The following is a 24,963-nucleotide window of genomic DNA, read 5'->3' as shown; positions in this document are numbered from 1 at the left end:
AGATTTATACTCGCAGATCTTTATGAGGGATAAAACCCATTGCGTAAGCAACAATATTACGTGAGTGAGTCCTAACGACAGTTTAAGTCTTGGCTCTATATTTAAGCAGTAAAACATTTAACTGTCTTGGAGTTTACTTAACTTAAAAACTGTTATTGCAGCATAATTTTTCGAATCAAAATCATAGAATTTTCTGACTTTTCCAGTCAAATGATAACGTTCACCCAATAAAATGTGATCCTGTTTATCGGCCGTTAAAGCGATCCCGTCATTTCTAACTTTACCAGTAAATGTAAAAAAATAACTCCCTTTACTTTTTGCGTACGCGGCCCTGACTTCAGTAAATGTTAGTTCAATGCTTATGACCTGGCCGATATTGTAGCTATGTTTTAAAATTTCTTGTTCATTTTCCGGAGTTTCAGACAACATCACATCAAAGGTTGTAAAGAAACAATCCAGCTGGCGTTCTGTCAAAAAACGGTTATTGTCTAGTTGCGCCAATATACTATTAGAAAACTTAGTGTTAGCCTTTTTTGCTTTCTCAATAAGTACGTGGTTTCTGGATTTCCATGCTTCGAGTGTTGGGTTAACACGCAGTTCCGGAATGTTATCGAGAAAGGTAATTGGCTCTAGTACCACTAATTTTTCAATAATGGGTCCAACTGTTTGCACCCCATGACACTTTTCACATACATCAGCCCCTTTGTGGCCTGTGCCCGCACATTCGTTACATTCTCTTTCGATAGGTGCATAATAATTTCCATCTCCGTTAAGGGATACATTCACTGAGGCTGGTACCATATGACCATCAAGAGTAAAGAAAAGAGATTTCATTTTCGAAACACCTCCAAACGTGCCTCTACGATTGCTACAGCTTCTTTCACAGTTTTTTCATAGTGGTCATGCCCTTCAGGAAATTGGTCAAAACGTTTACCGTGTTCTAACTCTTCCATGTTGCGTTTAAGGACTTCATGAGTTAGAAGCAAATCATTATAATTATCGATAAGAGTCAGCTTTATAGGTTTAATCACTCAACTAATCCTCGGGTTTTTATTCCTTAAGGAGATCTCGAATTTCCAGAAGCTCTTCTAATTTTGGTTTAGAAAGAATGATTGCTGTATTTTCGTCGTTAAGTAAAGACAATAAAATATTTAGCTTTTCATCATTCAAGATTATTTGAACACCATCATCAGAAAATATTACATTTTTACTATCAACATTTTTGAACAAGTGTGCACTATCTCTACCAAATTTTAGTTCTGTTTGAGTATTCGTTATAGATTCCGTATGTGTACTTTCCACAAGCTCAAGAAATTCAGATTTTAGCCGTTCTGTTTTCTTATGCGAGAGGCGCTTAATACCCAAAGTCTTACGTGTGACTGCCGAATTTTTCTTTTCTGGTCCGCCTTTATTTAAGGTGTCTGGTCCTGCTCCAGCTGCATTGTGTTCAGGTATGCCTACAATTTTGCTCGTTGTAGTCTCAATATTCTTAACGCCAGGTAAGAAACCTTCTATATGTTTTAAAACCATTTTGTGATCGTTGGAATATTTTAACATTATTTCAATGGCGAGCGTTTTTTTGATTAGATTTAGGCTAATCAAACGTTGAAGCTCTAATGGCATATCAAGGATTTTTAGCATATTACGAATTGCGGTAGTTGATCGTTGATATCGCATTGCTAGTTCTTCAACCGAATACCCGAGACTAACAGCATGAGCTAATGCATGAGCTTGCCCAACCGGATTTAGCCCATTGCTTCTGTTACCATCGAGGTTCTCAAGGTATTCTTCAATTTCGTTTTTATAATCGATTAAGATAACAGATAATTTTGGAATATTAGCACCTTCAGAAATTGCTAATTTTAAGCCATGAAAACGAGTATGACCTTGACGAACTAAATATTTACCTTTTCTTTTTACGACCTTGATCATATCAACCTGCCTTCCTTCCTTAAAGGCTTGTTTGATTGACACAATCATCGATTTGACAGGTTCTTGTTCGTAACACAAATCTCCGATTACCGCCTCTCGGGGATTAAATCCCTTTTCAATTTCAACTAGATTAGTATCCACTTCAATGACTGTATGTTTGCTGTTGTTCATATCTTCCTCCTGTTTACTACATGATACATGAACCTCAAATTTGCCAAATAGGGCTGATACATCTAAAAGGTAAACTCAAAAAATTTGCTTAATAAAATTAAAATAAAAACTGTCTTGAATAAAACAATGATAGTAAACCCACTTTCATTTCCGTTTGCGATCTGTAGATATTGATAAAGGAGCGCTATTCCTTGTTTTATATGGACTTATCATTGTTTTCAACAGGTTAGATCAATTCTTTAGATCACTAAAGATCAATAGAGTTCAAGTAAAGATCACGGCATCTTTAACTCATTGATTATAGTAACTTTATGAAAGGATCCGGCATTCGGATGCATGCGAAAAGCATTTGAATGAATAAGGAAGGCATTTACTGGAATGCTTATGGCATTTAGGTAAATGCGTAAAAAGCATTTGCAAGAATATGTTATAAACAGTTTGCCAAATGAAAATCTTATCACCGACGAGTTAAGTTAATGATTAAAAACAACGAGTTAATCCATCCTTTTGACGTAACCAGTAATGAATCAGGTAAGACTTATCAACTGACGCCTAACTCGTCCAAGTCGGTTCAGCCCGTGGCCCTGCTGAGATTGAGTGTATTTACCCCTGTCGGCACAAAAGAAAACCGCGACCGAAACTTTGAAGTTGATGCCTCTGATGAGCTTTCGTGTATGGAAATTGCAAGATCGGAGGGTTATGACGACATCAAGATAACTGGTGTCAAACTATCTATGTCTACCGACTTTAAGTGCTGGCTCGGGATCATCATGGCTTTCAGTAAATATGGTTTTACTTCCGAGAAGATTAGCCTGACTTTTAACGAGTTTGCGAAGATGTGTGGTATCAGTTCAACAAACATCAACAAACGAACTCGTGCGCGCTTTAAAGAGTCATTAATGAACCTTGCATCGGTAGTGCTTGCCTTCTCAGACTCTCGTAGTGGTCGGTTCACAGTAACGCATCTGGTGCAGAAGGCTATGATTGATCCAAAAAGCGATACTGTTGAGCTGGTTGGGGATCCTTCTATGTGGGAACTGTATCGTTACGACCATAAGACATTGTTAAGCCTTCAGGTTCTATACATTTTGGCTAAAAAAGAAGCTGCGCAATCTCTCTATATTTATTTTGAAGCAATGCCAGCTGGTACGTTGTTCGTTAATATGAAACGGTTGAGGGAAAGGTTGCTTCTTACAACCCCTATTCGTACGCAAAACCAGATAATTCGTAAAGCAATGCGGGAACTTGAATCTATCGGATATCTCGATTATCAAGAAGTTAAGAAAGGTCGCGACATACAATTTCAGATCTTCAAAAGAAGCCCTAAGCTGGCCCTTGCCAAACAAGGTTGAAAGCTATCTGGTATGCACTGGTTATAACCTGCTGAAAAATAAGTTATTTATCAGTGCTATGCTTAGTGCTTCTTTTACTACTGGTCTTACATCTCGGCTTAATGTGCAAAAAAGTAACTTTTCAAACGAACTCCTGACTATTCATCTGTATGCCTTTCTGACTCAAGCGTACATGCTAGCCCATTCATTAAATGCCGTTGAGCAAGATGGTTTCGTGCGCACTCTATTCACGTGAATGCCTTTTGTGGATTACGCCTCTTACATTCATACAAATGCTTTTGATGTCGGTATCCCAAAAATTCATTCATTGAAATGCTTTTGTTTGCCACTGTATCCCGAGCATAGCTATGCAGTGGTATAAAAAGGCATTTTGGTGAATGGCATTAGGTCGAATGACACACAGTTCAGCTTTGTTAAGAGCGAGAATGGTCCAAGACATCTATGACATTGGGCATCAGAAGGACTATGTGCTTGATATGAGATCAAAAAAATATCAGAAGCATCACAACTCCAATGGCATTCAAAGAAATGCCTTTGTTTTGTTAGTACACCAAACAACCCAAAATTCATGCAGTTATATCAAAGACTCATTCGCAAAAGGACTCAGCCAGAAAGCATTTGCTTAAATAGCATTGGCCAAAAGCATTCGAATGAATGATGTTCGTATGGACAAGACAAAGTCCCACTCACGCCCAGAGGTGTAAAAGGCATTTAGATGAATGACGCACCGGCCCGAGGATTGTATGTAGTTTCTCCAACTGATAGTTGCCGAACCAGGGAGCACAGTGATATGCGGCCTTCTCAGAATCAAGAGATAGATAATAAGGGAACAAAAAAGATTAGATATGAAGCTTAGTTACCTGCCCGATATCTAGTTAGAGCTTTTCAAACCATCAAAAGTGACTTTTATGCTTGAGGAGTCTCATCAGCTTCAGGATTGAGCTTAACGTAATCTTACCCCCTCCCCTCTTTCAAACTTTTACTAAGCGTTCACTGGTACCTTTCAAAGATTATGCTTTAGGCCCTTTGCTTAAAAATTCACCAATCGCTAAACGTTAAAAAAAGGGGGTTTATGCGAACGGAAGGATCGGAATAAAAAAGTATTATTCATTCGCGTTTACGTGAACTCAAATCTACACGGAGTAATTATGGAACTTTCTTTAAATATTGGCCTTAGTGAAAAGAAATCTAACACGGCTGCACTTTTTAAAACAAAAAGCGCAAAAGTGATTTTGTTTGTTCTGCTGACCGTGCTTTTTTGCGGTCTGGCATATGCGGGTTCAGATGATGGGGCACTGGGAGATATTTGGTCATACATGAGTGAAAGTATGACTGGAGCTCCGGGCAAAATTCTGGCAGCCGCGATGTTGATCTCAAGCGTATATTTCTCTGTCCTTAAGCCTAACCCGGGCCTGGCACTGGTTTCATTATTCATGATGCTGGTAATGGCCAACGGCGAGAAAATTATCAGCACCTTTATGGATGCTGGCGTACCGCTGTAATTTATTGTTAATCATGCATGAGGGGGTTCATCCCCCTCTCTGGATTTTTAATGAGTAAGCAGAACGACGTTCCTCAGCATACCTATAGATTCCCTTTCAGGATCAACATGCCTCTACTGATTTTGTTTTGGGATGCCAAAAAATTAGGGCTTGCATTCATTCTGGTTGCATTTGGGAATATCTTCGAATGCTTCGGGTTTTCTGTTGTAGCAGCGGTTGTGTATTGGATTGCGTATAACAAAGCAGCTGAGTCAGGAATAAGAGGATTGCTAAAACACAAACTCTGGTGGCTCGGTTTTTTGCCAGGTAAAGCAGTTTTTAGTAGCCGTTATTTCAACGATCCATTTATCAGAGATTTGTATTCTTGATGGAGCTATGAATGAAAATGCTAAGTGGCATTAACATCCCTTTTTTCAAAAAATCTAAAAAGGATGAAAACGGTGATCTTGAACAGTCATACGTAAAGAAAGATGAAAGTGCTAAGGGACGTTTTTTGGACATTAAAAAACGATTTAGCCCACAAGCTGAAGCGTCAGGTGCTGGAATTACATACAGCGCCCTGATTAATCGTGATACAAAACTTATCCGCATTAATACTGTTTCAATAGCCGTCATTGGGTTATTGGTTGCAAAGATTCTTTTTTTCACTGACCCAGTGACGATTGTTACCCCTCCAAACATGAATGAAGAGATCACGGTTGTTGGTAACAAAGCATCGGAATCTTATAAAACACAATGGGCTCTCTTTTTTAGTACCCTTTTAGGGAATATTAATCCAACTAATATTTCCTTTGTGACGGCCTATGTCCTCGATGCCCTTTCACCTGAACTACAGGCTAAAACGAGTGAGTCTTTACAGGAGCAGATAAATATCATGCAGGCTCGTGGTGTTGAGCAGACCTTTAAGCCTAATGATATTTACTTTGATCCAAAAAATGACATGGTCTATGTCTGGGGTACCAAAACGACTCGACTTGTAAATGTTCCGGACAAAACTGAATCATCGAAATGGACTTATGAATGGGTTCTCGGGATGAAAAATGGTCGCCCAAGAATTGCATATGTAAATCAATATTCCGGAACACCGAATATTAAAAAAATTACGATAAACGGCAAAGAGCAACTGGCAACGCTGGATAATCCGCCACCGTCTACAGGTAACAAGTGATGATTAAAAAAAAGGGCTTAGGCTTCAACGCAATTACAGCATTGATCATGCTCACGACTTCGAACTGCGTAATCGCTGAAGAATACCAATTGCCAGCAACAATTAATAACCCGGTTGTAATGCCAGTTGGTGCTGACGGATTTCAGAATGGAGCTGCAAAAGCCATTATTCCGGGTCAAGCTGGTTCTGAACAGTCAGGTGCACAAACAAACCTTAGTGAAGCCGGTAATGCGCAGGGACAAAAACCTACAACTGATCTCCCTACCGTGCAACTTTCCCCAGCCAGCAATGCTTCGCCTGCGGTAAGCGCTATTACTGGAGCATTATCAAATAATCCTAGTCTCCCCGGATTTGACGCACAGACCCGATCTGGTGCAATTGATAGCTATGGGAGACCAACAGGTACCTCTTCCCAGCAGAATGCAACCAATGCGACCGCCACGTCAAAAGCCGATGAACTTTATGTCGAAGCTCGTAACCGATATAAAGAAGTTCAGCGTGTAAATGTGCCGCCTGGTGGGAATGTGGTACTGCCAGTTTCACGAGGACTTCAAAACAGAATATCGACCAGCTTCAAGAATGCTTCTGTCAGTACTTCTACCCCTGCTGAAGAGGCAAGCATATTTGTTAATGGTGGCGATGTCTTTATTTCAACTAATACCGATAAACCAATCGGGATTATGTTGTCTGAAGATCAGGTACCTGAATCGACCTATAACCTGACCCTGGTACCGCTTGATGTTCCCGGTGCGATGATTTCAGTTACTACATCTTTAAGCCCATCTATGCAAGCCAAACGTGAAACCTCATTGGATAAGCAAAACTATGAGGAAATGTTGGCCCGCTCCCAGTCAGAAGAACTGGCTCCAACGGATCCAAAACAAGACGATCATAAACAAAGAATCATTGATTTATTGACTCCTGTGGCTCTTGGTGAGGTCCCTTCAGGATTCAGTTTACAACAGGACCGACTTTCTCGTATTCCTGCGCCAGAGCAGTCACCATGTAACTTTAATATGTATGCAAAGCTCGGTCAGAGACTGGTTGGCTCACGTGAACTTATTGATGTAATTCTTGTGAAAAACGATAAACCATACGGTCAAATCGTTGCTGATCAGCAGTGTATGGCAGAAGGCGTTATTGCAAGTGCTTTATTTGATAAAGCATACCTGCAACCGGGAGAAGAAACAGAGCTTTACATAGTCCGGGATAAATTGTTCAAGGAACGCGAGGCCCGGGTTACAACCAGACCAAGTCTAATCAGAAAATAATATGGGAAAAGTTACTTTGCCTGCTCTGCTTGGGGCCACCGTGATTGGTTTTGTCGTATTTGCTTTAACCAGCTTTTACTACAGGTCAGAATATATACCAAAAAGGAGTGTATTAATCGTTCCGGACGCACCCATTAGTATCGAAGATGGCAGTAACGCTTTTCCCGTTCAGACAGTAATAATGAACGATCCAACTCTTATTGATAAATTTGTAGGAGAGGGCAATATTAATGAGGAGAATGCTTTTGACTATCACAAAAGTAACGTTTTGGAACCTAATTACAAACATGAAATATCTAGAACGAGCCAGATAGATAAAGCTGAAATGAATCATCCATCTGTTCGTGAAAACTGGGCCAGAGCAGGTGAACCCTATATCGTTCCTCAGATGTCTGACAGCGAACGAAATCTAAAAATTAAACGATTCCAGAAACCTACAAGTGGAGCTAATCATGGACATTAAAAAGGCCTGGGAAAATAAGACCGTCAGACTTTCTGTTATTGGCGCTCTGCTGGTAGTGATTGTTTATATTATTAGCCAGTCTATTTTTTCCACACCAGTTAAGAAAGAAAAGAAAACACAGAAAAAAGACATGCAGACCAATTTGTTGTTAGATGATTCGCAAATGAACAAATTGAGTAATGAAGAAAGCCAGAAAGTATATAAAGAAATGGTTAAGCAAAACCGACTTGACCAAAATGCGGCGAAAGAGGACCGCGAAAAAGCAGAAAAAGCCCAACAGGAAACTAAAGCCCAAGTTGCAAGTTTAACTTCTCAACTTCAGCAGCTGTCTCAGCAAATTAATGATATGCAGACAAATCGAAACGGCAATCGTAACTTGGATGCTGGTAGTTCGCGTAAAACGATTAATGAGCAGGCACCGGCAGCTCCTTATCAGCTTAATGCTAATGCGCCGATTAATGGCGTAAACCCTAATTACGCTTCTATCACACCTACGCGTAATAGCCCAATGAGAACAATCACACAAAGTTCCATTAAGACTAATGGTACCGATGGTGTCATTCAGGTTATGCCCGTGTCTGAAAACAGAATCAAGGAAGGCAGAGAGGTCATTGCAGGAGATAAAGCGCCAACTCGGACTGTACGAGGTGATGGTACTGCGCCAGTTGATAGCAAAGCGCGGCATGCTGCCCGAAAAGATGAAATGTTTCTTCCGGCAACATCTATTATCACTGGTGTTCTGATTACCGGGCTTGAAGCGCCTACAAGCCTTTCTTCCAAATCAGAACCAATGCCAGTAACGATGCGTATTAAAAAAGATGTCATCATGCCCAATAATTTCACCATGGATTTGCGTGACTGTAACCTTCTGGGTTCAGCTGTTGGTGATCTGGCGTCACAGCGTGCTTACATACGTGCCACTTCTATCTCTTGTGTTAATTCAAAAGGGAAAGCTTTTGACGTAAAACTGGAAGCATATGCTGTAAGTGAAAATGACGGAAAAAATGGGATCCGAGGCACGCTTATCAGCCGAAATGGTAACGCAATTGCAGGAGCTGCATTTGCCGGTGGACTTTCTTCACTTGCCGGTAGCTTAAGTCCCAGTAAGGTATCTTCACTTAACATCGACCCTAATTCACAGGCTCAGTATCAGTCCCCTAATTTTGGTGCACTTGGGGCATTAGCCGGGGCTGGTGCAGCTCAAGGTGGTCTTAATCGACTCGTCGATTACTACACCGCAATTGCAGAACAACAGTGGCCAATCGTAGAAATTAGCCCTGGCCGAGCTATTACATTTGTCGTTCAGACCGGAACTACAATTCCAACGAATCTGACCAGTCGCTGAGGTTTAAATGGATAGTTTAGAAAAAAAAGAATCGCCTGAATCAGCTGGACCTGAAATCACTAAAAAAATGGTGCGAGAAAGGACAACAAAAAAAATTACCTTCGAAATTGATATTGAAAAAATATTGAAGTATTTATTTTTCTTCGCCTTTGCCGTATTGGTCATTATTTATGGTTATAAAGGCTTTATGAATGTTTACGATTACTTCAATAAACAATCCCAGCCTTCGTACAAGATTGCAGTGCTTGACATGCCTGAATTACGTAAGGAATTTTTCAAGCATCACGGAGGCCGTACTGCTGACAATGATAGATCTCAATTCGAAGAATATTTCAGAACATTAATGAAGATCTACCGTGACCGTGGCTATTTAATTATTGATGCAACGCTTGCCGTTACTGTACCGGATAGTGTTGAAATCGTCACTTATATGGAACTTGAAGATAGCTCTGAAGCGGTACAATCAAGTTCTTATAATGCAAAGAAGTAGAGGGCACCCAATAGTGAAAAAGTTACTTTTCCCTTTAATGGCGGCTTTCGCCATTATGGCGAATACGGTCACTTATGCTTCAGAGCAGGTCCTAACTAATAGTGATGCTGCTGCGTTAATGGCAAAGGCAAAGGAAGGTGGCGTTTCACCCAGTCAGATCTCGGGTGTGTTATCAAAAATGAAAGGATATAAACCTAAGGATGCCATATACATTCCTTCTGGTGGGCTATACCTCTTTCAGGACGAACGTTCGCAGCTAATGGCAGTAACGACCGATGGCCGATACTCCCTTACTGGGGGAAGCCTTGTTGATGTAATTAAACGTAAACCTGTTCTGACTGTAGAAGAAATCAGGAATTCCTATTTTATTAGTCTTGATGAGGCCCCCTTCCCTCTGGAAACTGTAGCGTCCATTCCTCTGGGAAATTCAAAGCTTAAAAGACAAGCAGCCATTTTCATAACACTTGATTGTGACGGTTGCATGGAACTTGTTAAGAAATTCTATGCAGATCGGGACAAGTATCGGATAGATATTGTTTTAGTTCCCTCACCCGGTGAGCCAAAAGAAGAGCTTAGAAGGCTCTGGTGTAGTAAAGAAAAAGGAAAAATAAACAACCTCGATATTCTTCGTTGGCTAATGGGAAGCAAATCCGACATTGAAAAAAGATTGCTCTCTCAAAAAGAAGCAGAAGAATGTCCGGCGGAACCTTTGGTAGCGTCATTGATGCTCGCAGGAATTTATAAATTGCAGGGTGTACCTTCAGTTGTCAGACAGGATGGTTTGGCTGGTAATGGCATTCCAAAAGATTTCGACTACTGGTTGAACCAAAGCGTTGAACCTCTCTTAAAAAATCCATTTGAGACAAATTAAGGCTAGTTTATGAACATCAAAAGATTGGTACTCAGTGCTCTGGTTGTAGGTACATCCTCATATCTTACGGGGTGCTCCATCGGTAGTTCCGAATCCGAATGTCCAGGCATTGAAAAGGGCGTTATCTGTAAAGGTCCTCGCGAAGTTATGGAGTTAACTAATAATCGAGATGATCTGTCTGCACTGGCGGGGGAAGAGTCGGAATCGGGAAAGGAGAAATCGGCTGTCAATGACAGCCGTTATCCAACTGAAATTAGCCCTCCAGGGGAAGTCAAATATCCACAGTCTACTACCCTTAAAAATCAGCCTGTGGCTTATTCAAAAACCGAAATTAAGCCAGTTGGTCAGTTACCTGTCATGTACGATAAAACTTTAAAAATGGGTGCCCCTACTTCATCCATTGGACCACGGCCTATTTCTGGTGTACCGGTTAATTCAAACGTAAGGATGACTAGCAGTTATAGCACTGCCTCTTCAACTGGTAACCCTTTCGTTCATCCGGCTGCGGAAGTCGTTAAACAAACAAGCTATCCGGTTTCTGCTGGAAATGCCCCACGCTACGTTGCACCTAATTCTGATATCAGCCCTGGTAAGGATATGTACTCTCTTTACAATGGCCAGCCCGTTAACCCGACTCTCAACCCTGGGCAGATCCAGCAATACCGTTCGCAAGGTTATAAACAAGCTGTAGTGGCTCCTGAACCACTTGCTGTTCTGCAACAGGGGAAAGTAATGAGAATTACTTTTGCACCTTATACCGATGATAACGATGCGCTTAATCTTCCCGGCTACGTTTATGTCAACGTAAAACCGCAAACATGGATTGCTGGCAAGAATTCGACCTCAAACCCAGCTCGCATAGTTCCTTTAGAAGTACAGGATGCGGCCCGGGAAAATATGCAGCAGCAACAAAAAGCAACTAAAGCTGTCTCTTCGAACGGCATTGTTAGACAACTGTAAGGTCAAATATGGAAGCTATCAATAATTACAATAGCGGTTTAAATCGCCATCAATTAGGTGGGTTTATCCCTGTTTACGATCAATTAGCAGGGACTCACTATTTTTTGATTGATGGCAACAGATTAGGGTTTATGTTTATCTGTAATCCATCCCCTGGAGTTTTTGATAATCAGCAAGATGTTCTTGCTGAAATGTTCAAAATGGATTTCCCTACAGATACTGTCTGTCAAATATCTCTGACTGCATTGCCAGACCTGACTTTACAGCTTAGTGCTTGGTCAGCTGTGCGAGGTGGGCGTATGACTGGGAACGATAAGCTTAAAGCAGATCTGCTTAATGGTTATCAGTTGGACTACTACGACAGAAGTATGCATAAGCCTTTAAAACCTGATCATGATAACCTTATGTTGAGGGATTTTCAGGTATGGATCTCGCTATCGATTCCTTTACAGTCTGCCCTTCCTACCGAGCTGGAACATTCGCGTATCGATTCACTTTACTCTGAACTTGTAAGTAAGTTAATTACGATTGGATTGCATCCGTTTAAGGTCGATGCAGAAAACTGGCTCTATTGTATAGATAAGGTCGTAAACCCCGGAAAGAACTCCCGGTGGGCTGAAGGTTTCATAGACGTTAACACTATGAAAAGGCTTAATGAACAAGTTAACGTTCCCGGCCGTAAGTATACAGTCACAGAAAATCATTTCTCATCAGTCACACAAAGTGACGACGAATCTGAGCATCGTTACTTCAAACAACTTTCCGTTGTAAAGTTTCCTGAATACGTCAATTTCGGTTGTATGTATGAGTTAGTAGTTAACTGGATGCATGGACGTAAGACAATTTTCAGCCCATTTATGATCACTCAGACTGTTCAGTTTGCCGATCCGCTCAAGTTGTCAAAAGAAAACGTCCGCTACAAAGCAATCACTAATAAACAGGCAAGTATACCTTCAGTTGTCACATTCTGCCCTCGCCTGCGGGATATGGATAATGACTACATGGCCGTAACTCGCGAGCTTGAGGATGGCGCAAAGCTTTTAAGAGGGTATCTTACTTTCACTGTTATGGGTAGTAATGCCAATTCTGTGCAGACAGCAGCTAACGATCTCAAATCCTTTTACCTCGAAAGCCGGGTCAAAGTAGCAGATGATTCCTTTATCGTTTTCCCGTCATTTATGTCATGTCTGCCAATGTGCAATGACCCAAAGACAATTTTCGACCTTGACCGTTCCGAAGTAGTGAGCAACACCGGAGCGGCTCATATGACACCGATCTTTGGGCCCTGGAAAGGTAATACAGATAGACCAGTACTGAGTTTAGTTTCTCGTGAAGGTCAACTCATGGGACTTGATATTTTCAAGACTTCTGCAAGCTATAACATGGTTATTGGTGCAACGTCAGGTGCAGGGAAGTCATTCTGGACAGCATATCTAATCAATAACTATCTTGGAGCTGGACCGCGATCTAATAACCTCGTTCATTATCGCTCAACATTTAAGCATTTTTTAGAAAACGAATACCCAGATGATGATCCTGACGGTGCTCAAGTATTTGTTGTGGACGTGGGCCGTTCTTACCAGGGGATTGCGGAACAATATACAAACAGTCAATTTATTGATTTCGGTAAAACCCCTGACTTCACCCTAAATCCCTTTGCCTTCCTAACTGACATCACTGTTAACGACGATGTATTTAACGAAGCACCTGAATTTACCGGTGAATCAACTTCAAACGATGCAGAAAAAGACAAAGTTGCTCAGACCATAATGGTTTTGAATCAGCTAAAAATTATGGCTTCAGAGAAAGGCCTTATCGATGATTATCAACAATCAGTGATGCTTCAGCTTATTGCAGAAGAGTACCAAGAATCCAGAAAATCAGGTCGGACCGGTTCAATAACCGGCTTTGCTCTGCGTTGCAAGAAGCATGAAGACAAACGTATAAAGGATATTGGGGAGCAACTCGGAGCATGGTGCGAAGGTGGAATTTATGGGCACCGGTTTACCGATACGTTGCCTCCAATCAACTTCGACAGCAGATTTATTGTTTTGGAACTGGAGGAGCTAAAAGGCACCCCCCACCTTCAGACAGTTGTATTAATGTCTATCATTCAGGCTGCTCAGCATGCAATGTTCATCAAAAAAGATGGGCGTCGTCGCTTGTTCATCCTTGATGAAGCATGGGAGTACATTCGTCCTGATAATTCATCAGGTGCCGGAAATCAATCAAACCAATTCTTCTCTTCCTTCCTCGAAGCGGCATGGCGTAGGTTCAGGAAAACAAACTGCGCTGGCATCTGTATCACACAGTCGTTTGAAGATTATTTTACTTCTTCTGTTGGCCGGGCCCTGACTGCTAACTCGCCTTGGAAGATAATCATGAAACAAGAAAAAGAAAGCATTGAAGCAATGAAGGCTAATAAATATTTTTCTACTTCAGATGCAGAATATGAACGTATGAAAAATATTCGTACAGTCAAAAAGGTGTTTTCAGAGATGTTAGTCAGGTTCGAAAACTTCCAAGAGATCTGTCGGTTATACGTAGACCGGAAAATGGAGCTTTGTTTTACTACGGATAGTGCTGACAGGAGTAAATTATGGGAAATTCAAAGCCGCGAGAATTGTAGCTATGGCGAGGCAATAGAAATTCTCTATGCTCAAGAAGTAGCAGCGGGTTTGGCCGCGTAGAGTAAATATCTTCAAGCAAAAATAATTAAACCAGATGTCTCATAAGAATCTGGTTTTTTATTGTATGCCTTAAGTAAACAAATGAGGTTGTGACTTAATGAGTTCATCACTGTGCTGCAAATTTTGGTTTTATAATTAATGTGGTGTAAAAACAGTGACATAAATACAAATCGCAGTTAGGTTGTGTACGCATTAAGTAAACAAAATTTATAACTTCAATACTGACATTATAAGATGAAAATCACGTAAATTACATTTTTGTTTACCAAAGGTAATCAAAGTAGCGCGGCATTATTAGTGAAAACAGATCACTGGTGTCATTTTGCATACAAAACTTAATATCCTTTAATCATTCTTCTAAAAGTTTATTATTAACGGTTTGGTTTCTGAAAATTTATCCAATTTGCTCACCGAAGACTTTTAACTTATTTAACCCCCTTTATCGCCAAACTGTGATTTTCTAATGTTAGTCTACAGTTCTAGGGCCCTTGCTCCCATGATGCGAATCCTGCCACCTAATAAAGATTAACGCCTCATTCCTGTATGCCGGTCTTACGACGCCAGTGCACGGACTATTTTTGGTCATCACAAGGACAGGCGGGAGATTTAATCAGGGCGTGGTGTTGCTGAGCAGCAGCTGCGGCACTGTAAGCCGAAGGCGGAATTAACTCCTTTATCACCATCTGGGGACGTCATTATGGGTAGCCCTTTTAACTTGCTCAGGACCATTAAGCTAAAATTCCGGATAGCGATTGACGTAAGATTTAGGCTAAGCAGGTAAAGTGATCCCCGCTCCCGGGGTGACAACTTTATACAAAAGGCCGAGCGGAAGATTGTCCTTAGGGAATATTTCTTTAACACAGCACGGGCACTTACTCACGCTGCCGGATTTAACCCCCTTAATCGCCAAACTGGGGTTCTGTCCTCATGCTGGCCTTCAGTTCTGGGCGGGGTTGCTATCACTTGCTCCCTAATGCGAGATGTACCTGCTGATACAGATTAACGTCATATTCCTGCGTGCCGGTCTGCCGACACCAGTGCACGGGCTTTTTTCGGTCATCACATTACCGGGCAGGAGATTTTATCAGGACGTGGTGTGACTGAGCAGCAGCTGGGGCACTGTCATCCGCTTGCAGATTTAACCCCCTTAATCGCCAAACTGGCGTTCAGTCCTGATAGTGTCCTTCCGTCCTGGGCAGGGTTGCTAACACTGGCTCCCTTAATACGAAATGCGCCTGCTGATAAAGATTAAAGTCACATCACTGCATACCGGTTTGCCGACTCCGGTGCATGGCCTTTTCCGATAATCACAAGGACGGACGGGTGATTATATCTGTGCATAGTATGTCTGAGCAGCATCAGAAGGCACTGTCAGCCACTGGCAGATTTAACCCCCTTAATCGCCAAACTGGCGTTCAGTCCTGATAGTGTCCTTCCGTCCTGGGCAGGGTTGCTAACACTTGCTCCCTTAATACGAAATGCGCCTGCTGATAAAGATTAAAGTCACATCACTGCATACCGGTCTGCCGACTCCGGTGCATGGCCTTTTCCGATAATCACAAGGACGGACGGGTGATTATATCTGTGCATAGTATGTCTGAGCAGCATCAGAAGGCACTGTCAGCCGCTGGCAGATTTAACCCCCTTAATCGCCAAACTGGGATCAGTCCTGATAGTGTCCTTCCGTCCTGGAGAGGGTTGCTAACACTTGTTCCCATGATACGAAATGCGCCAGCTGATACAGATTAACGTCTCATTGCCCATGCCGGTCTGCCGACACCGGTGCATGGCCTTTTCCGATATTCGCAAGCACAGATGCTTGATTTTTTCAGGGTGTAATATACCTGAGCAGCATCTGAAGGCACTTTCAGTCGCTGTCAGATTTAACACCCTTAATCGCCAATCTGGGATTTTATGATGTTAACCTCCAGTTCAAGACCCTTGCTCCCATGATGCGAACCTTGCCACCTGATAAAGATTTACGCCTCATTCCTGTATGCAGGTCTTACGACTCTAGTGCACGGACAATTTTCGGTCATAACAAGACCTGGCGGAAGATTTAATCAGGCGTGGTGTGACTGAGCAGAAGCTGGGGCAATGTCAGCCGCTGGCAGAAAAAACCCTTATTCGCCATCTCAAACCGTCATTATGGGTAGTCCTTTTAACTTTCTCAGGACCATTAAGCTTAAACTCCGTTTAGAGAATGACGTAAGATTTAGGCTAAGCAGGTTAAGTGATCCCTCTCCCGGGTTGAACACTATATTCATCGTACGAGCGGAAGATTGTCCTTCGGGAAATATTTCTTAAACACCGCTCGGGATCTTATTGCCACTGGCGGATTTAACCCCCTTAATCGCCATACTGGGGTTCTGTCCTGATGCTGGCCTTCAGTTCTGGGCTTGGGTTGCTATCGCTTGCTCCCATAATGCGAAATGTGCCTCCTGATACAGATTAACGTCATATTCCTGCGTGCCGGTCTGCCGACACCAGTGCACGGGCTTTTTTCGGTCATCACATTTCCGGGCAGGAGATTCTATCAGGGCGTGGTGTGACTGAGCAGCAACTGGGGCACTGTCAGCAGCTTGCAGATTTAACACCCTTAATCGCCAAACTGGGATTCTGTTCTGATGTTGACCTTCCGTTCTGGGCGGGCTTTGGTTTACTAACACTTACTTCCATAATACGAAATGTGCTTGATGATGCAGATTAAATTCACATTACTGCATACCGGTCTGCCGACACCGGTGCATGGGCGATTTCCGACGATCTCAAGAACATATGGGAGATTATATCAGGGAGAGTAGTATGCCTGAGCAGCATCTGAAGGCACTGTCAGCCGCTGTGAGATTTAACCCCCTTAATCGCCAAACTGGGGTTCTGTCCTCATGCTGGCCTTCAGTTCCGGGCTGGGTTGCTATCACTTGCTCACATAATGCGAAATGTACCTGCTGATACAGATTAACGTCATATTCCTATATGCCGGTCTGCCGACATCAGTGCTTGGGCTATTTTCGGTCAAAACAAGACCTGGCGAGAGATTTAATCAAGCGTGGTGTGACTGAGCAGCAGCTGGGGGCACTGTCATCCGCTTGCAAATTTAACCCCCTTAATCGCCAAACTTGGGTTCAGTCCTGATGTTGGCATTCCGTTCTGGGCGGCGTTGCTATCACTTGCTCCCATTATGCGAAAAGTGCCTGCTGATACAGATTAACGTCATATTCATGCATGCCGGTCTGCCGACACCAGTGCACGGGTTTTTTTCGGTCATTACAATACCGGGCAGGGGATTAAATCAGGGCGTGGTGTGACTGAGCAGCAGCTGGGACACTGTCAGCCGCTGGCAGATTTAACCCCCTTAATCTCCACACTGGGGTTGCCTCCTTAAGTTGGGTTTCATTTCGGGGTGAGGTTGCTAACTCTGCTCCCATAATTCGTAGTGTGCCTCCTCAAGAGATTAACACCTCATATCTTTAGACTGGACTGACGACAACGGTTCACAGTTAGGAAACGTATATCAGCACACCGGTGAGATAGATTTTAGGGTCTAAGCAAGAAATAGGGTAGGCGTGAAGATTCATTAATGGAGCTCTTAACTTCAAAGCGTAGAGAAGGAGACAAGAATCGTGGTTTAAACAGGTTGTGCATTAGGTATGGACTAGAGAGTCTGAGCTCACATCTGCAAGTTAAGCTCACAAAAAATCATAAAAAAGTAAACAAACATTAGCTTAAGATTGAAACTAAGGATAGAATTGTACGCATAACAAGGAAATGGACGCATTATACGTAAAGTTTACATATATGCGTAAAAGTCGGTTTTCAGTGCAAAAAGGTCATAACCATGAATTTACTTGAAAAGATCGCCCTCGTTGGTCAGCGCATGAAAAGCGAGCAGATTTCTCTAAAGGAATCTCTGATGGCTTCATCAAGAGTATCTGTTTCTGATGATAGTGTTGATGGTGTTGATAGACTGATCTATAACCACTGTTTGAATAAAAAAAATCTCTCTGATTTTTTTGGGAAGTCACGAGTAACGTTCAATAAAATACTTTCGGACTTAGAAGAAAAAGAACTTGTTGGTGCACCTATTTATCAAAACAAAAATCATCTTTACACCCGCTGGGATGTTCAAAAAATAATGGATGCCCTGGGTTATCCCAAGTACCGCGATCATTACTTTAGCAGAGCTATTGTTACTCAGAATCATAAAGGCGGTACAGGGAAAAGCACTACATCTGTAGCTTTAGCAGTAGCAGCTGCTTTAGATCTACAACTCAATGCACGTGTATTAATGATCGAATGGGACCCACAAGGTTCGATTGGAAGCAGCATGATTCAAAGTGTCTCAGAAGATGATGTCTTCCTTACAGCAATTGATGCAATCCTTGGAATTTATGAAGAAAATTCTGAGTATAAAAAATATTTAGATTCAGGATTCTCTGAAGAAGAAATCATCACTAATATGCCTTTTTCAACGCATCTGCCAAACTTGGACGTAATAACGGCTTTTCCGACAGATGCTCGTTTTAAAGATAAATACTGGCAATGTTCTAGAGAAGAACGTACGTCTTTGTTACTACGTTTCAAGGAAGTTATCTTACCGGTACTGAAGCAGAACTATGATTTGATTATTATAGACACTCCACCTGAAGATTCACCTTTGATCTGGGCTGCTGACGAAGCGGCCGATGGGATTCTTGTCGCAGTGTCACCACGTGAATATGATTACGCCTCTACTACAGACTTCATGCTTACAATAAGTGAAAGGTTTAAACAATCACCAAGTAAGGGCGACAATTTAAAATGGTTCAAAGTTCTTGCTGTCAATGTAGATGACAAAAGTCCATATGAAAGAATAGTTTTGGATAAATTAATCAGAACTGTTCAGGACCTTTTGATGTCCGCTAACATAAAAAATTCTGAAGCATTTAAGGCAGCTGCTTCCAAAGGGCGTACAGTGCTTGATATCAAAAAATCAGAGGAACTTTGTTCCGCAAAGCAGCTTGATGTCGCAGAAGAATCTGTATTACAGGTATATCAGCAATTTATAAATGAAATAAAAAGTTTTTCAGCTAAGCAAGGAGTTAACGCATGAGCGATGAGCAACATATCGGGAATGATAAATCTCGATATTTAAACGCACCAAAGCGGACAGAAGTCGGTCACCGTTCAGGTCTTGCGGGTTTGAAAACAGCACCTCGCATAAAAAAGTTATTCACTCTTCATAAGGGCCGGAGACTTGAAGCGGAACATGTGATTGTTCCAGCCCAGAGAGTGGAGAAGGAGACCTTAGTCCATCCAGCGAACCCACGAAATCAAGAAGCCCTTACAGATTATTCTGTTAGAGATATTCTTAAGCAGATTGAAGAAAGAGGGGTCGATACCGAAGGGATCGCTGTAAAAAGAGATGGGGTTTATTTATTAATAGAAGGAAGTCGCAGACGTTTCTGCTGTATAAAGGCAGAAAAGGATCTCCCCCTGTGGGTTCTTCCGGATGAACTAACCGAAGATGATATAAATTCAATTATATCCGCAGCACAAACATCTCGAAAATTTTCATATAGAGAAGTTGGGTTTCAATTTATCAAAAAAATGGAAGAAAAAGGATTTTCTACTAATGAAGAACTCGCAGCATATCTTGGGATTAGTCATGTATCGGTAGCCAAAAGAATCCAGGCGGCCCGTATTGACGAAACATTGATCTCTTTATTCCCGGATTATGAAGGAATCCCGAACTCCTATTATAGTCGCTTGTCTCGTTTACAGAAATATGTGCAAAAAAATCTATTTCCTTTAGATGAAGTAATAGATAATGTTAAAGAGGAAACAAAAGATTTAGACATTGGAGATCTCCAGGTTGCTCAAAAAGTTGTAATGGAAAAAATCACACAATCTGTGGAAAGTGTTTGTGAAAAAACTTATTCCACAAAATGGGAAACAAGTGATCTTATTACTTTTGATAACAAAGATAAGTATGCAAGAATCAGTAAAAACAATACTGGTAGAAAAATTCGCTTTGAATTCAATAGGATAAATGCGGGTTTTATTAAGGAACTAGAGGAGTTCATAAAAGAAAAATTAAAAGTACCAGAATAAATATTGAACTGCATCTTTATGATGCAGTTCATATGATTTATATTTTTAATTTCTTGTTATATTAATATGGGGTGTGCGCAGGTTCTGACATATAAGGTCTTAGTTCTATATGAACAGAAGCGCCATTCCCATCATTTACTACGTTTAAAGGTGCTTTTCCCGGCAATGACATAGTTGCAACGTCAGGTCCAGAAACAGCAAAATTATTTTCTGCTGAAGGCATTACTGTAAAAATCTTTATAGCAACATTTTCATGTCTAAATAATGAAATCCCAAAAGTAGAACCAGCTTCGGTATTGCTCACGTCCACAACCACAGGGGTTTTTCCTAGATATTCATTAGTTAGTATGTTTTTTACTAATGCCCCTTCCGGGACAGTATAGATACGGTATGGATATGCTAAAGCCGTGTGACAAAAACATATTAAAATAACAATTAATGTTTGTTTCATAGATTATCCTCATTCAAAAATAAAAGATATAACTCTTGAAAATCGTGGTTAGTAATTAGGTCCGCTTTTCCGGGAAAATCGTAACTAACAGAAAATAAAAGCGAAAGCGAATCTTTTCCTTTTGCTTTGGGAGAGATTCTGCTAAAAGCACGGTTAATAAACATAAGTTGATCTTCATTGTTGAAGCAAAGTCCAAGCATTCCAACCGTAGGAACTACGAATGTGCTTACGCTGCCTGGGGGCAAAAGTTGCTTACTACGGGCATTGTAAGCACAACGACTACCACCTAGCGTTAGGCCTGAAAGCTCAATAAAACTTCTGGTTCCATTCTTGGCGACAAGCCAAACATCAGTTCCTGAACTTTCGACACGTAAAGTAACTTTTCCGTCAGTAAAGGCCTCACTTTTATTGTATAGAATAGGGTCAAAACCAACTGTCGGGAGTTCTTCGATTTTACTTTCTACTGACTGACAACCAGTCAGTAATGCAAACAATAAAAGTGTGATAACTTTAATCATCCCGCTTCCTTAGATTGTTTTTGGCGCTCGTTATAAAAGATAATGATTCACCGGGGTAGAGAATTGTTTCTTTCGTCCAATAACCATAACCACCGAGGATATTTTTTCTTTTCTCAATATAAACGGGTTCAGAAAATACTAAATGTTGATATTTAGGAAGAGATAAGATTTCATATTTTCCTTGTCCAACTAAGAGGTAATTCTTCTCTTTAGGATTGATGGTTACTGGATTACCAACACTTTGAGGTATGTTAAGTTTTTTTATATTTAGGTCAGAATAGTCAGGAACGGACACTTGATCATTAGACGTATTTCCGGGAAGAGTAAACCCTTTACCCTGATCCGGTCCAAAGATGGCAATTATATCTTTGTTGTTTCTTGTGATCGAAACGATAGCCTGAAGGGGCGTATTAGCAAGGTCATTTATAAACGATATAGTTAGACTTGATTTTGGCTCGACCCAAACAATGCTTTTTCCGGATGTGCCTTCGCTTAATGCAATTTTTTCATTTAGTAAGATTTTATTTTTGGCAATGATATTATACTCAAGTTTTGGTATCACAATAAAAAGTGATTCTTTATTTGAAACATTCATGATTTCTAAGAAATTGGTTTTGGTCATGCTGGTCTTTAGAACAGGCCTATATTTACCATTTATAAACCACCTTCCGTTTATAAGCTCCGCTTTAGCAGATATAAGTGAATCACTTTTCTGTGCGGCAGAAGAAAAAGCATCTTTTCTATGCTCTTTCTCTTGATGTGGTGCAGCTGCTGCGTGAAGATGCAAAAGTAATGTTGAAATTGAGATAATCTTCCAATTTATCTTCATCTTGTTACCTCAATGTTGTTTTCAATCGAATCGAGTTCTAAAGGATAGGTTTTAAGTGAATAAAACTTGTTTGTTGTTTGTATTAGCTGATGACACAATAAAACTGGATTGTTCTTCATGATTATTTCTACTAATGTAAGTGCTGGTGAGTCAGTTTGCGGTATACCCGGAGCAACTATTACCTGGTCTTCTAATTTTGACATATAGAGTGATCCAGTATTTATATGCAAACAATTACCGATCAGTACTGGAAGATTGTTTTGAGTACGACCATGGGCTTTTCGAATGCTGTTTACAGGATTCCTACCTAGGACCATAAGGTTGACGTCATTTATCATCATTGGTATTACGGCATGGTCCATACCGAATAGAAACTGGCTCTGAAAAATATTCACATTGGCATAGTTGAATGCTTGAAGCGCATTATAAGTATCAGTGAATGATGTGCGGATAGGGGCGTAATCAGAAGGGCAAACCCCAATTTTTATATCGCCTTTTAGTAAAATCTGCATCATCGTACCAAGCTGGGTATTAAGAAGTTTTTTTACCTCTTCCTCTAAATAGTAACGATTCACAGCTTTATGCCACTTTCCGCCCATTACACACCATCTCTCATTGAGGTATGTGCTGGGGTAAAATGTTCTCCGGTCTTTGTTTAATGGTAACAATTTTTTTAACATTTCTTCTCCGGCTCCGGCAGCTGAGAAATGCCTCACAAAACGTCCATCGAAAAAGCCACTGTTTATCGCCTTCATCAATTCTATGGGTTCCGGCCCATAGTCAAACAAATTTCCAGTAGAGAAAATTACTATCTCTTCTTCTGGCTTTGTAACTGATTGGATCAAGTTGCACAGCGCAGAGTAATGTCCATGAGGATCTGCCAGAAAGAAAATCCTTCCGGAGAAGTTTGTAAGGTCTATAGTTTGGACGTGCTCAGCTGCCATAAATTCCTCTACGTATGTTTACATCGATGATACGGTATTTCGAACTATGATTTTTTTACAAAAAGGCGTCATTTTGGATTCTAAGCCTAAGGACCTTTGTTACTTACAGGTAAAGGCCCCAGTCCTGGCTCTCAAACAGTTCATACTTAGGATGCAAAGTAACTTTCTGATTATAATTGGCTCCTTTATAAACATGGTTAATACATGAATACAGGAAATTTAACGGTAAGGTATTTAAAATGGAAGGATGCTGAAATAACATAGACTTACGTATTTTTTTAATAGTGTTAATGTTGATAATAGGTCACCATTAATGTATAAAGTTAATATCTAATATGGTCCTATTAATAAAAGAGAGTTTTTATGGCTGAACTATTAAAATCTGAAAGTCCTGTTTCACCATCAGTGCAGGATATCACTGAAGCTTTAAAAATCGTTGTCGATGATGGAAGTAAAGCTGCAAAACTGGTTTGTCTTAATGAAAGAAACGAATTAGTTCCCTTGCTTACACAAAATAGTTTTGTTCCAGATTTCCGTGTTCGCCATGAGGGTCTCAATCCTTTTAACTATCTTATTGATGGGCTGGAAAGGTTTTCGCATCACAGCGAATCTAGTAACTCACTGGAATCGACTGATGTATCTCACCAATACGATGAAATTAGCCGGTTAAATGTTCACCATGCACTTCATGCTTCTGGTTTAGTTCCTCAGGATGTTCACCTCTTTGTTACTTTACCACTTAGCCAGTTCTATACTGCTTTAGGGGAAACGAATATTGAAAATATTCAGAGAAAAAAAGATAATCTGATGAAACCAGTAGAGCGTTATCTTGACGGTAAACGCTATTCTTTTAACGTTTTGTCTGTGACTGTTTTCCCTGAATCTTTACCAGCTGTGACCCGGGCAGATGAAATTGAGGATATTGCTTCATTTGAATCAAGTTTGGTAATTGATCTTGGTGGTACTACTCTTGATGTTGCAAGTATTACTGGGCAATTAGAACAGATTTCGAAAGTAAAAGGTTTTGACCGTATTGGTTGTTCTATTGTTTACGATGAGATCAGCAGGTATCTTGAATCTGAGAAACTGAATACGAGTAATGCTTACATTCATCATCTTGTTGATAATCGTCATGATAAATCAGCTTTGAAGGTTGCAGAGGACAAGCGTGACGGTGTTTTTGATGCGGTAAACTCTGCGGTACAGAAGTTGCAAAGTAAAGTAATCAGAGCGGTTACACAAGTCGAAGAGAGGCCTCATAATGTTTTCCTTGTTGGGGGAGGTTCATATCTCATCGAAACAGCTATTCGTAAACATTTTGAAACGGCTAAAGTTATCATGGTAGACAATCCGCAGTTCGCATTATCTTTGGCAATTGCTGATACTATTTATTCAGAATAATGAGCTAGAACATGGCTAAATACCCTATCTCAAATAAGGCAGATAACGACCGGATTCAGATCCGGTCTTTCTGGATATCCGAAAGAAAAGCACCCTATGTTTATAGTTTCTTGAAAAAAACAGAACTTTGTCATAGGGGTGACCAACTGGATTTAATTAGGTCGGCTATTAGTACCGGGTTGGTATTAAATAATTTATTTCCTGACTTGGCAAATTTTATAAATGGTTTAAACGAAAGATTAACACTTGCAGATCTTAATAGGTTTCTGAATGATGGAAATACTATAGATACTGAACCTAAGCCTCCTATTAATGTATTGCTAGAGAATGTCTTAGATCAAAAGTTTATGGAGTATTTAACACCTCTACAATTAGATAATTCAAAGCAGGATTCTGTTTCTGTAAAAGAAACCTTCCTTGTACAAAAGGAACATGCCTGCTTTGGTGTGAAGATTGAAAATGAGGGAAGCGATACCTCTATACCATCTGAAAGCCCACTTTCTTCAGGTGCA

Annotated in this window: 23 protein-coding genes; 16 read left to right on the top strand and 7 right to left on the bottom strand. The window is 40.8% G+C overall.

What is annotated here, in order from left to right:
* Nucleotides 1-117: 117 nt before the first annotated feature.
* Genes ACVCAM_RS22735 through ACVCAM_RS22725 form a run of 3 tightly spaced genes read right to left on the bottom strand, consistent with a single transcriptional unit; the run spans nucleotide 118 to nucleotide 2,103 of the window.
* Nucleotides 118-834 (bottom strand): zinc finger-like domain-containing protein, encoded by a 717-nt coding sequence (locus tag ACVCAM_RS22735; protein ID WP_000838219.1) that lies wholly within the window; start codon nucleotides 832-834, stop codon nucleotides 118-120.
* Nucleotides 831-1,031, bottom strand: a complete 201-nt coding sequence (locus tag ACVCAM_RS22730; RefSeq protein WP_000594930.1) for a hypothetical protein — start codon at nucleotides 1,029-1,031, stop codon at nucleotides 831-833. The genes ACVCAM_RS22735 and ACVCAM_RS22730 overlap by 4 nt, the downstream gene beginning before the upstream one ends.
* 19 nt (nucleotides 1,032-1,050) lie before the next feature.
* Nucleotides 1,051-2,103, bottom strand: coding sequence for a hypothetical protein (locus ACVCAM_RS22725; RefSeq protein WP_001065778.1), 1,053 nt, complete (start codon nucleotides 2,101-2,103; stop codon nucleotides 1,051-1,053).
* A 476-nt stretch (nucleotides 2,104-2,579) separates the two neighbouring features.
* Here ACVCAM_RS22725 and ACVCAM_RS22720 point away from each other — a divergent pair, with 476 nt between their 5' ends.
* From ACVCAM_RS22720 to ACVCAM_RS22655, 14 genes are all read left to right on the top strand, one after another.
* Nucleotides 2,580-3,455, top strand: coding sequence for a RepB family plasmid replication initiator protein (locus ACVCAM_RS22720; protein ID WP_000594611.1), 876 nt, complete (start codon nucleotides 2,580-2,582; stop codon nucleotides 3,453-3,455).
* Between the two features lie 1,148 nt (nucleotides 3,456-4,603).
* Nucleotides 4,604-4,957, top strand: coding sequence for a hypothetical protein (locus tag ACVCAM_RS22715; RefSeq protein WP_000423602.1), 354 nt, complete (start codon nucleotides 4,604-4,606; stop codon nucleotides 4,955-4,957).
* 17 nt (nucleotides 4,958-4,974) lie between these two features.
* Entirely contained in the window at nucleotides 4,975-5,325 is a 351-nt protein-coding gene (locus tag ACVCAM_RS22710; RefSeq protein ID WP_001447770.1) for a type IV conjugative transfer system protein TraL, read from the top strand.
* An 11-nt stretch (nucleotides 5,326-5,336) separates the two neighbouring features.
* Complete coding sequence (locus tag ACVCAM_RS22705; protein ID WP_000783153.1) at nucleotides 5,337-6,125, top strand: TraE/TraK family type IV conjugative transfer system protein; 789 nt, start codon at nucleotides 5,337-5,339, stop codon at nucleotides 6,123-6,125.
* Nucleotides 6,125-7,396, top strand: a complete 1,272-nt coding sequence (locus ACVCAM_RS22700) for a TraK domain-containing protein (RefSeq protein ID WP_000592092.1) — start codon at nucleotides 6,125-6,127, stop codon at nucleotides 7,394-7,396. The genes ACVCAM_RS22705 and ACVCAM_RS22700 overlap by 1 nt, the downstream gene beginning before the upstream one ends.
* A gap of 1 nt (nucleotide 7,397) precedes the next feature.
* On the top strand, nucleotides 7,398-7,859 hold the full coding sequence (gene htdO / locus ACVCAM_RS22695) for a plasmid transfer protein HtdO (RefSeq protein ID WP_000521242.1): 462 nt from the start codon (nucleotides 7,398-7,400) through the stop codon (nucleotides 7,857-7,859).
* Nucleotides 7,849-9,204 (top strand): IncHI-type conjugal transfer protein TrhB, encoded by a 1,356-nt coding sequence (gene trhB / locus ACVCAM_RS22690; protein ID WP_000351841.1) that lies wholly within the window; start codon nucleotides 7,849-7,851, stop codon nucleotides 9,202-9,204. Before htdO ends, trhB begins: the two co-directional genes overlap by 11 nt.
* A 7-nt stretch (nucleotides 9,205-9,211) precedes the next feature.
* Entirely contained in the window at nucleotides 9,212-9,694 is a 483-nt protein-coding gene (locus ACVCAM_RS22685; RefSeq protein ID WP_000377632.1) for a hypothetical protein, read from the top strand.
* Between the two features lie 118 nt (nucleotides 9,695-9,812).
* Nucleotides 9,813-10,565: a protein-disulfide isomerase HtdT gene (htdT, locus tag ACVCAM_RS22680; protein ID WP_182911723.1), complete on the top strand. Its 753-nt coding sequence runs from the start codon at nucleotides 9,813-9,815 to the stop codon at nucleotides 10,563-10,565.
* A gap of 9 nt (nucleotides 10,566-10,574) precedes the next feature.
* Nucleotides 10,575-11,525: an IncHI-type conjugal transfer lipoprotein TrhV gene (gene trhV, locus ACVCAM_RS22675; protein ID WP_001022588.1), complete on the top strand. Its 951-nt coding sequence runs from the start codon at nucleotides 10,575-10,577 to the stop codon at nucleotides 11,523-11,525.
* A gap of 8 nt (nucleotides 11,526-11,533) precedes the next feature.
* On the top strand, nucleotides 11,534-14,215 hold the full coding sequence (locus ACVCAM_RS22670) for a TraC family protein (protein WP_000387412.1): 2,682 nt from the start codon (nucleotides 11,534-11,536) through the stop codon (nucleotides 14,213-14,215).
* Between the two features lie 2,548 nt (nucleotides 14,216-16,763).
* On the top strand, nucleotides 16,764-16,925 hold the full coding sequence (locus ACVCAM_RS22665; RefSeq protein WP_001371949.1) for a hypothetical protein: 162 nt from the start codon (nucleotides 16,764-16,766) through the stop codon (nucleotides 16,923-16,925).
* A gap of 1,128 nt (nucleotides 16,926-18,053) precedes the next feature.
* Nucleotides 18,054-19,307: a ParA family protein gene (locus ACVCAM_RS22660; protein WP_001050364.1), complete on the top strand. Its 1,254-nt coding sequence runs from the start codon at nucleotides 18,054-18,056 to the stop codon at nucleotides 19,305-19,307.
* Nucleotides 19,304-20,308 (top strand): ParB family protein, encoded by a 1,005-nt coding sequence (locus ACVCAM_RS22655; RefSeq protein WP_031942295.1) that lies wholly within the window; start codon nucleotides 19,304-19,306, stop codon nucleotides 20,306-20,308. Before ACVCAM_RS22660 ends, ACVCAM_RS22655 begins: the two co-directional genes overlap by 4 nt.
* A gap of 61 nt (nucleotides 20,309-20,369) precedes the next feature.
* Here ACVCAM_RS22655 and ACVCAM_RS22650 read toward each other — a convergent pair whose 3' ends face one another.
* From ACVCAM_RS22650 to ACVCAM_RS22635, 4 genes are read right to left on the bottom strand one after another with little or no spacing between them, the layout of a single operon-like run.
* On the bottom strand, nucleotides 20,370-20,759 hold the full coding sequence (locus tag ACVCAM_RS22650; RefSeq protein WP_000815011.1) for a hypothetical protein: 390 nt from the start codon (nucleotides 20,757-20,759) through the stop codon (nucleotides 20,370-20,372).
* Complete coding sequence (locus tag ACVCAM_RS22645) at nucleotides 20,756-21,277, bottom strand: hypothetical protein (protein WP_000598517.1); 522 nt, start codon at nucleotides 21,275-21,277, stop codon at nucleotides 20,756-20,758. The genes ACVCAM_RS22650 and ACVCAM_RS22645 overlap by 4 nt, the downstream gene beginning before the upstream one ends.
* Nucleotides 21,270-22,106, bottom strand: coding sequence for a hypothetical protein (locus tag ACVCAM_RS22640; RefSeq protein ID WP_000700976.1), 837 nt, complete (start codon nucleotides 22,104-22,106; stop codon nucleotides 21,270-21,272). The genes ACVCAM_RS22645 and ACVCAM_RS22640 overlap by 8 nt, the downstream gene beginning before the upstream one ends.
* The gene (locus tag ACVCAM_RS22635) at nucleotides 22,103-23,050 is read right to left on the bottom strand and encodes a metallophosphoesterase (RefSeq protein ID WP_000718595.1); all 948 of its coding nucleotides are present in this window, start codon (nucleotides 23,048-23,050) and stop codon (nucleotides 22,103-22,105) included. Before ACVCAM_RS22635 ends, ACVCAM_RS22640 begins: the two co-directional genes overlap by 4 nt.
* A 363-nt stretch (nucleotides 23,051-23,413) precedes the next feature.
* On the opposite strand from ACVCAM_RS22635, the gene parM reads away from it, so the two are divergent.
* Nucleotides 23,414-24,451 (top strand): plasmid segregation protein ParM domain-containing protein, encoded by a 1,038-nt coding sequence (gene parM / locus ACVCAM_RS22630; RefSeq protein ID WP_000818954.1) that lies wholly within the window; start codon nucleotides 23,414-23,416, stop codon nucleotides 24,449-24,451.
* An 11-nt stretch (nucleotides 24,452-24,462) separates the two neighbouring features.
* A partial coding sequence (locus tag ACVCAM_RS22625) for a hypothetical protein (RefSeq protein WP_161348820.1) occupies nucleotides 24,463-24,963 on the top strand: 501 nt, incomplete at its 3' end.

It is taken from the genome of Enterobacter sp. CFEC122 (assembly GCF_052983755.1).
This window is presented reverse-complemented; position numbering and strand designations above follow the sequence as displayed.

Excerpts from the sequence above, each read along its gene's own strand:
- ACVCAM_RS22735 (WP_000838219.1), bottom strand. The coding sequence starts at position 834 with ATGAAATCTCTTTTCTTTACTCTTGATGGTCATATGGTACCAGCCTCA.
- ACVCAM_RS22725 (WP_001065778.1), bottom strand. The coding sequence starts at position 2,103 with ATGAACAACAGCAAACATACAGTCATTGAAGTGGATACTAATCTAGTT.
- ACVCAM_RS22720 (WP_000594611.1), top strand. The coding sequence starts at position 2,580 with ATGATTAAAAACAACGAGTTAATCCATCCTTTTGACGTAACCAGTAAT.
- ACVCAM_RS22715 (WP_000423602.1), top strand. The coding sequence starts at position 4,604 with ATGGAACTTTCTTTAAATATTGGCCTTAGTGAAAAGAAATCTAACACG.
- ACVCAM_RS22710 (WP_001447770.1), top strand. The coding sequence starts at position 4,975 with ATGAGGGGGTTCATCCCCCTCTCTGGATTTTTAATGAGTAAGCAGAAC.
- ACVCAM_RS22705 (WP_000783153.1), top strand. The coding sequence starts at position 5,337 with ATGAAAATGCTAAGTGGCATTAACATCCCTTTTTTCAAAAAATCTAAA.
- ACVCAM_RS22700 (WP_000592092.1), top strand. The coding sequence starts at position 6,125 with ATGATTAAAAAAAAGGGCTTAGGCTTCAACGCAATTACAGCATTGATC.
- htdO (WP_000521242.1), top strand. The coding sequence starts at position 7,398 with ATGGGAAAAGTTACTTTGCCTGCTCTGCTTGGGGCCACCGTGATTGGT.
- trhB (WP_000351841.1), top strand. The coding sequence starts at position 7,849 with ATGGACATTAAAAAGGCCTGGGAAAATAAGACCGTCAGACTTTCTGTT.
- ACVCAM_RS22685 (WP_000377632.1), top strand. The coding sequence starts at position 9,212 with ATGGATAGTTTAGAAAAAAAAGAATCGCCTGAATCAGCTGGACCTGAA.
- htdT (WP_182911723.1), top strand. The coding sequence starts at position 9,813 with ATGGCAAAGGCAAAGGAAGGTGGCGTTTCACCCAGTCAGATCTCGGGT.
- trhV (WP_001022588.1), top strand. The coding sequence starts at position 10,575 with ATGAACATCAAAAGATTGGTACTCAGTGCTCTGGTTGTAGGTACATCC.
- ACVCAM_RS22670 (WP_000387412.1), top strand. The coding sequence starts at position 11,534 with ATGGAAGCTATCAATAATTACAATAGCGGTTTAAATCGCCATCAATTA.
- ACVCAM_RS22660 (WP_001050364.1), top strand. The coding sequence starts at position 18,054 with ATGAATTTACTTGAAAAGATCGCCCTCGTTGGTCAGCGCATGAAAAGC.
- ACVCAM_RS22655 (WP_031942295.1), top strand. The coding sequence starts at position 19,304 with ATGAGCGATGAGCAACATATCGGGAATGATAAATCTCGATATTTAAAC.
- ACVCAM_RS22650 (WP_000815011.1), bottom strand. The coding sequence starts at position 20,759 with ATGAAACAAACATTAATTGTTATTTTAATATGTTTTTGTCACACGGCT.
- ACVCAM_RS22645 (WP_000598517.1), bottom strand. The coding sequence starts at position 21,277 with ATGATTAAAGTTATCACACTTTTATTGTTTGCATTACTGACTGGTTGT.
- ACVCAM_RS22640 (WP_000700976.1), bottom strand. The coding sequence starts at position 22,106 with ATGAAGATAAATTGGAAGATTATCTCAATTTCAACATTACTTTTGCAT.
- ACVCAM_RS22635 (WP_000718595.1), bottom strand. The coding sequence starts at position 23,050 with ATGGCAGCTGAGCACGTCCAAACTATAGACCTTACAAACTTCTCCGGA.
- parM (WP_000818954.1), top strand. The coding sequence starts at position 23,414 with ATGGCTGAACTATTAAAATCTGAAAGTCCTGTTTCACCATCAGTGCAG.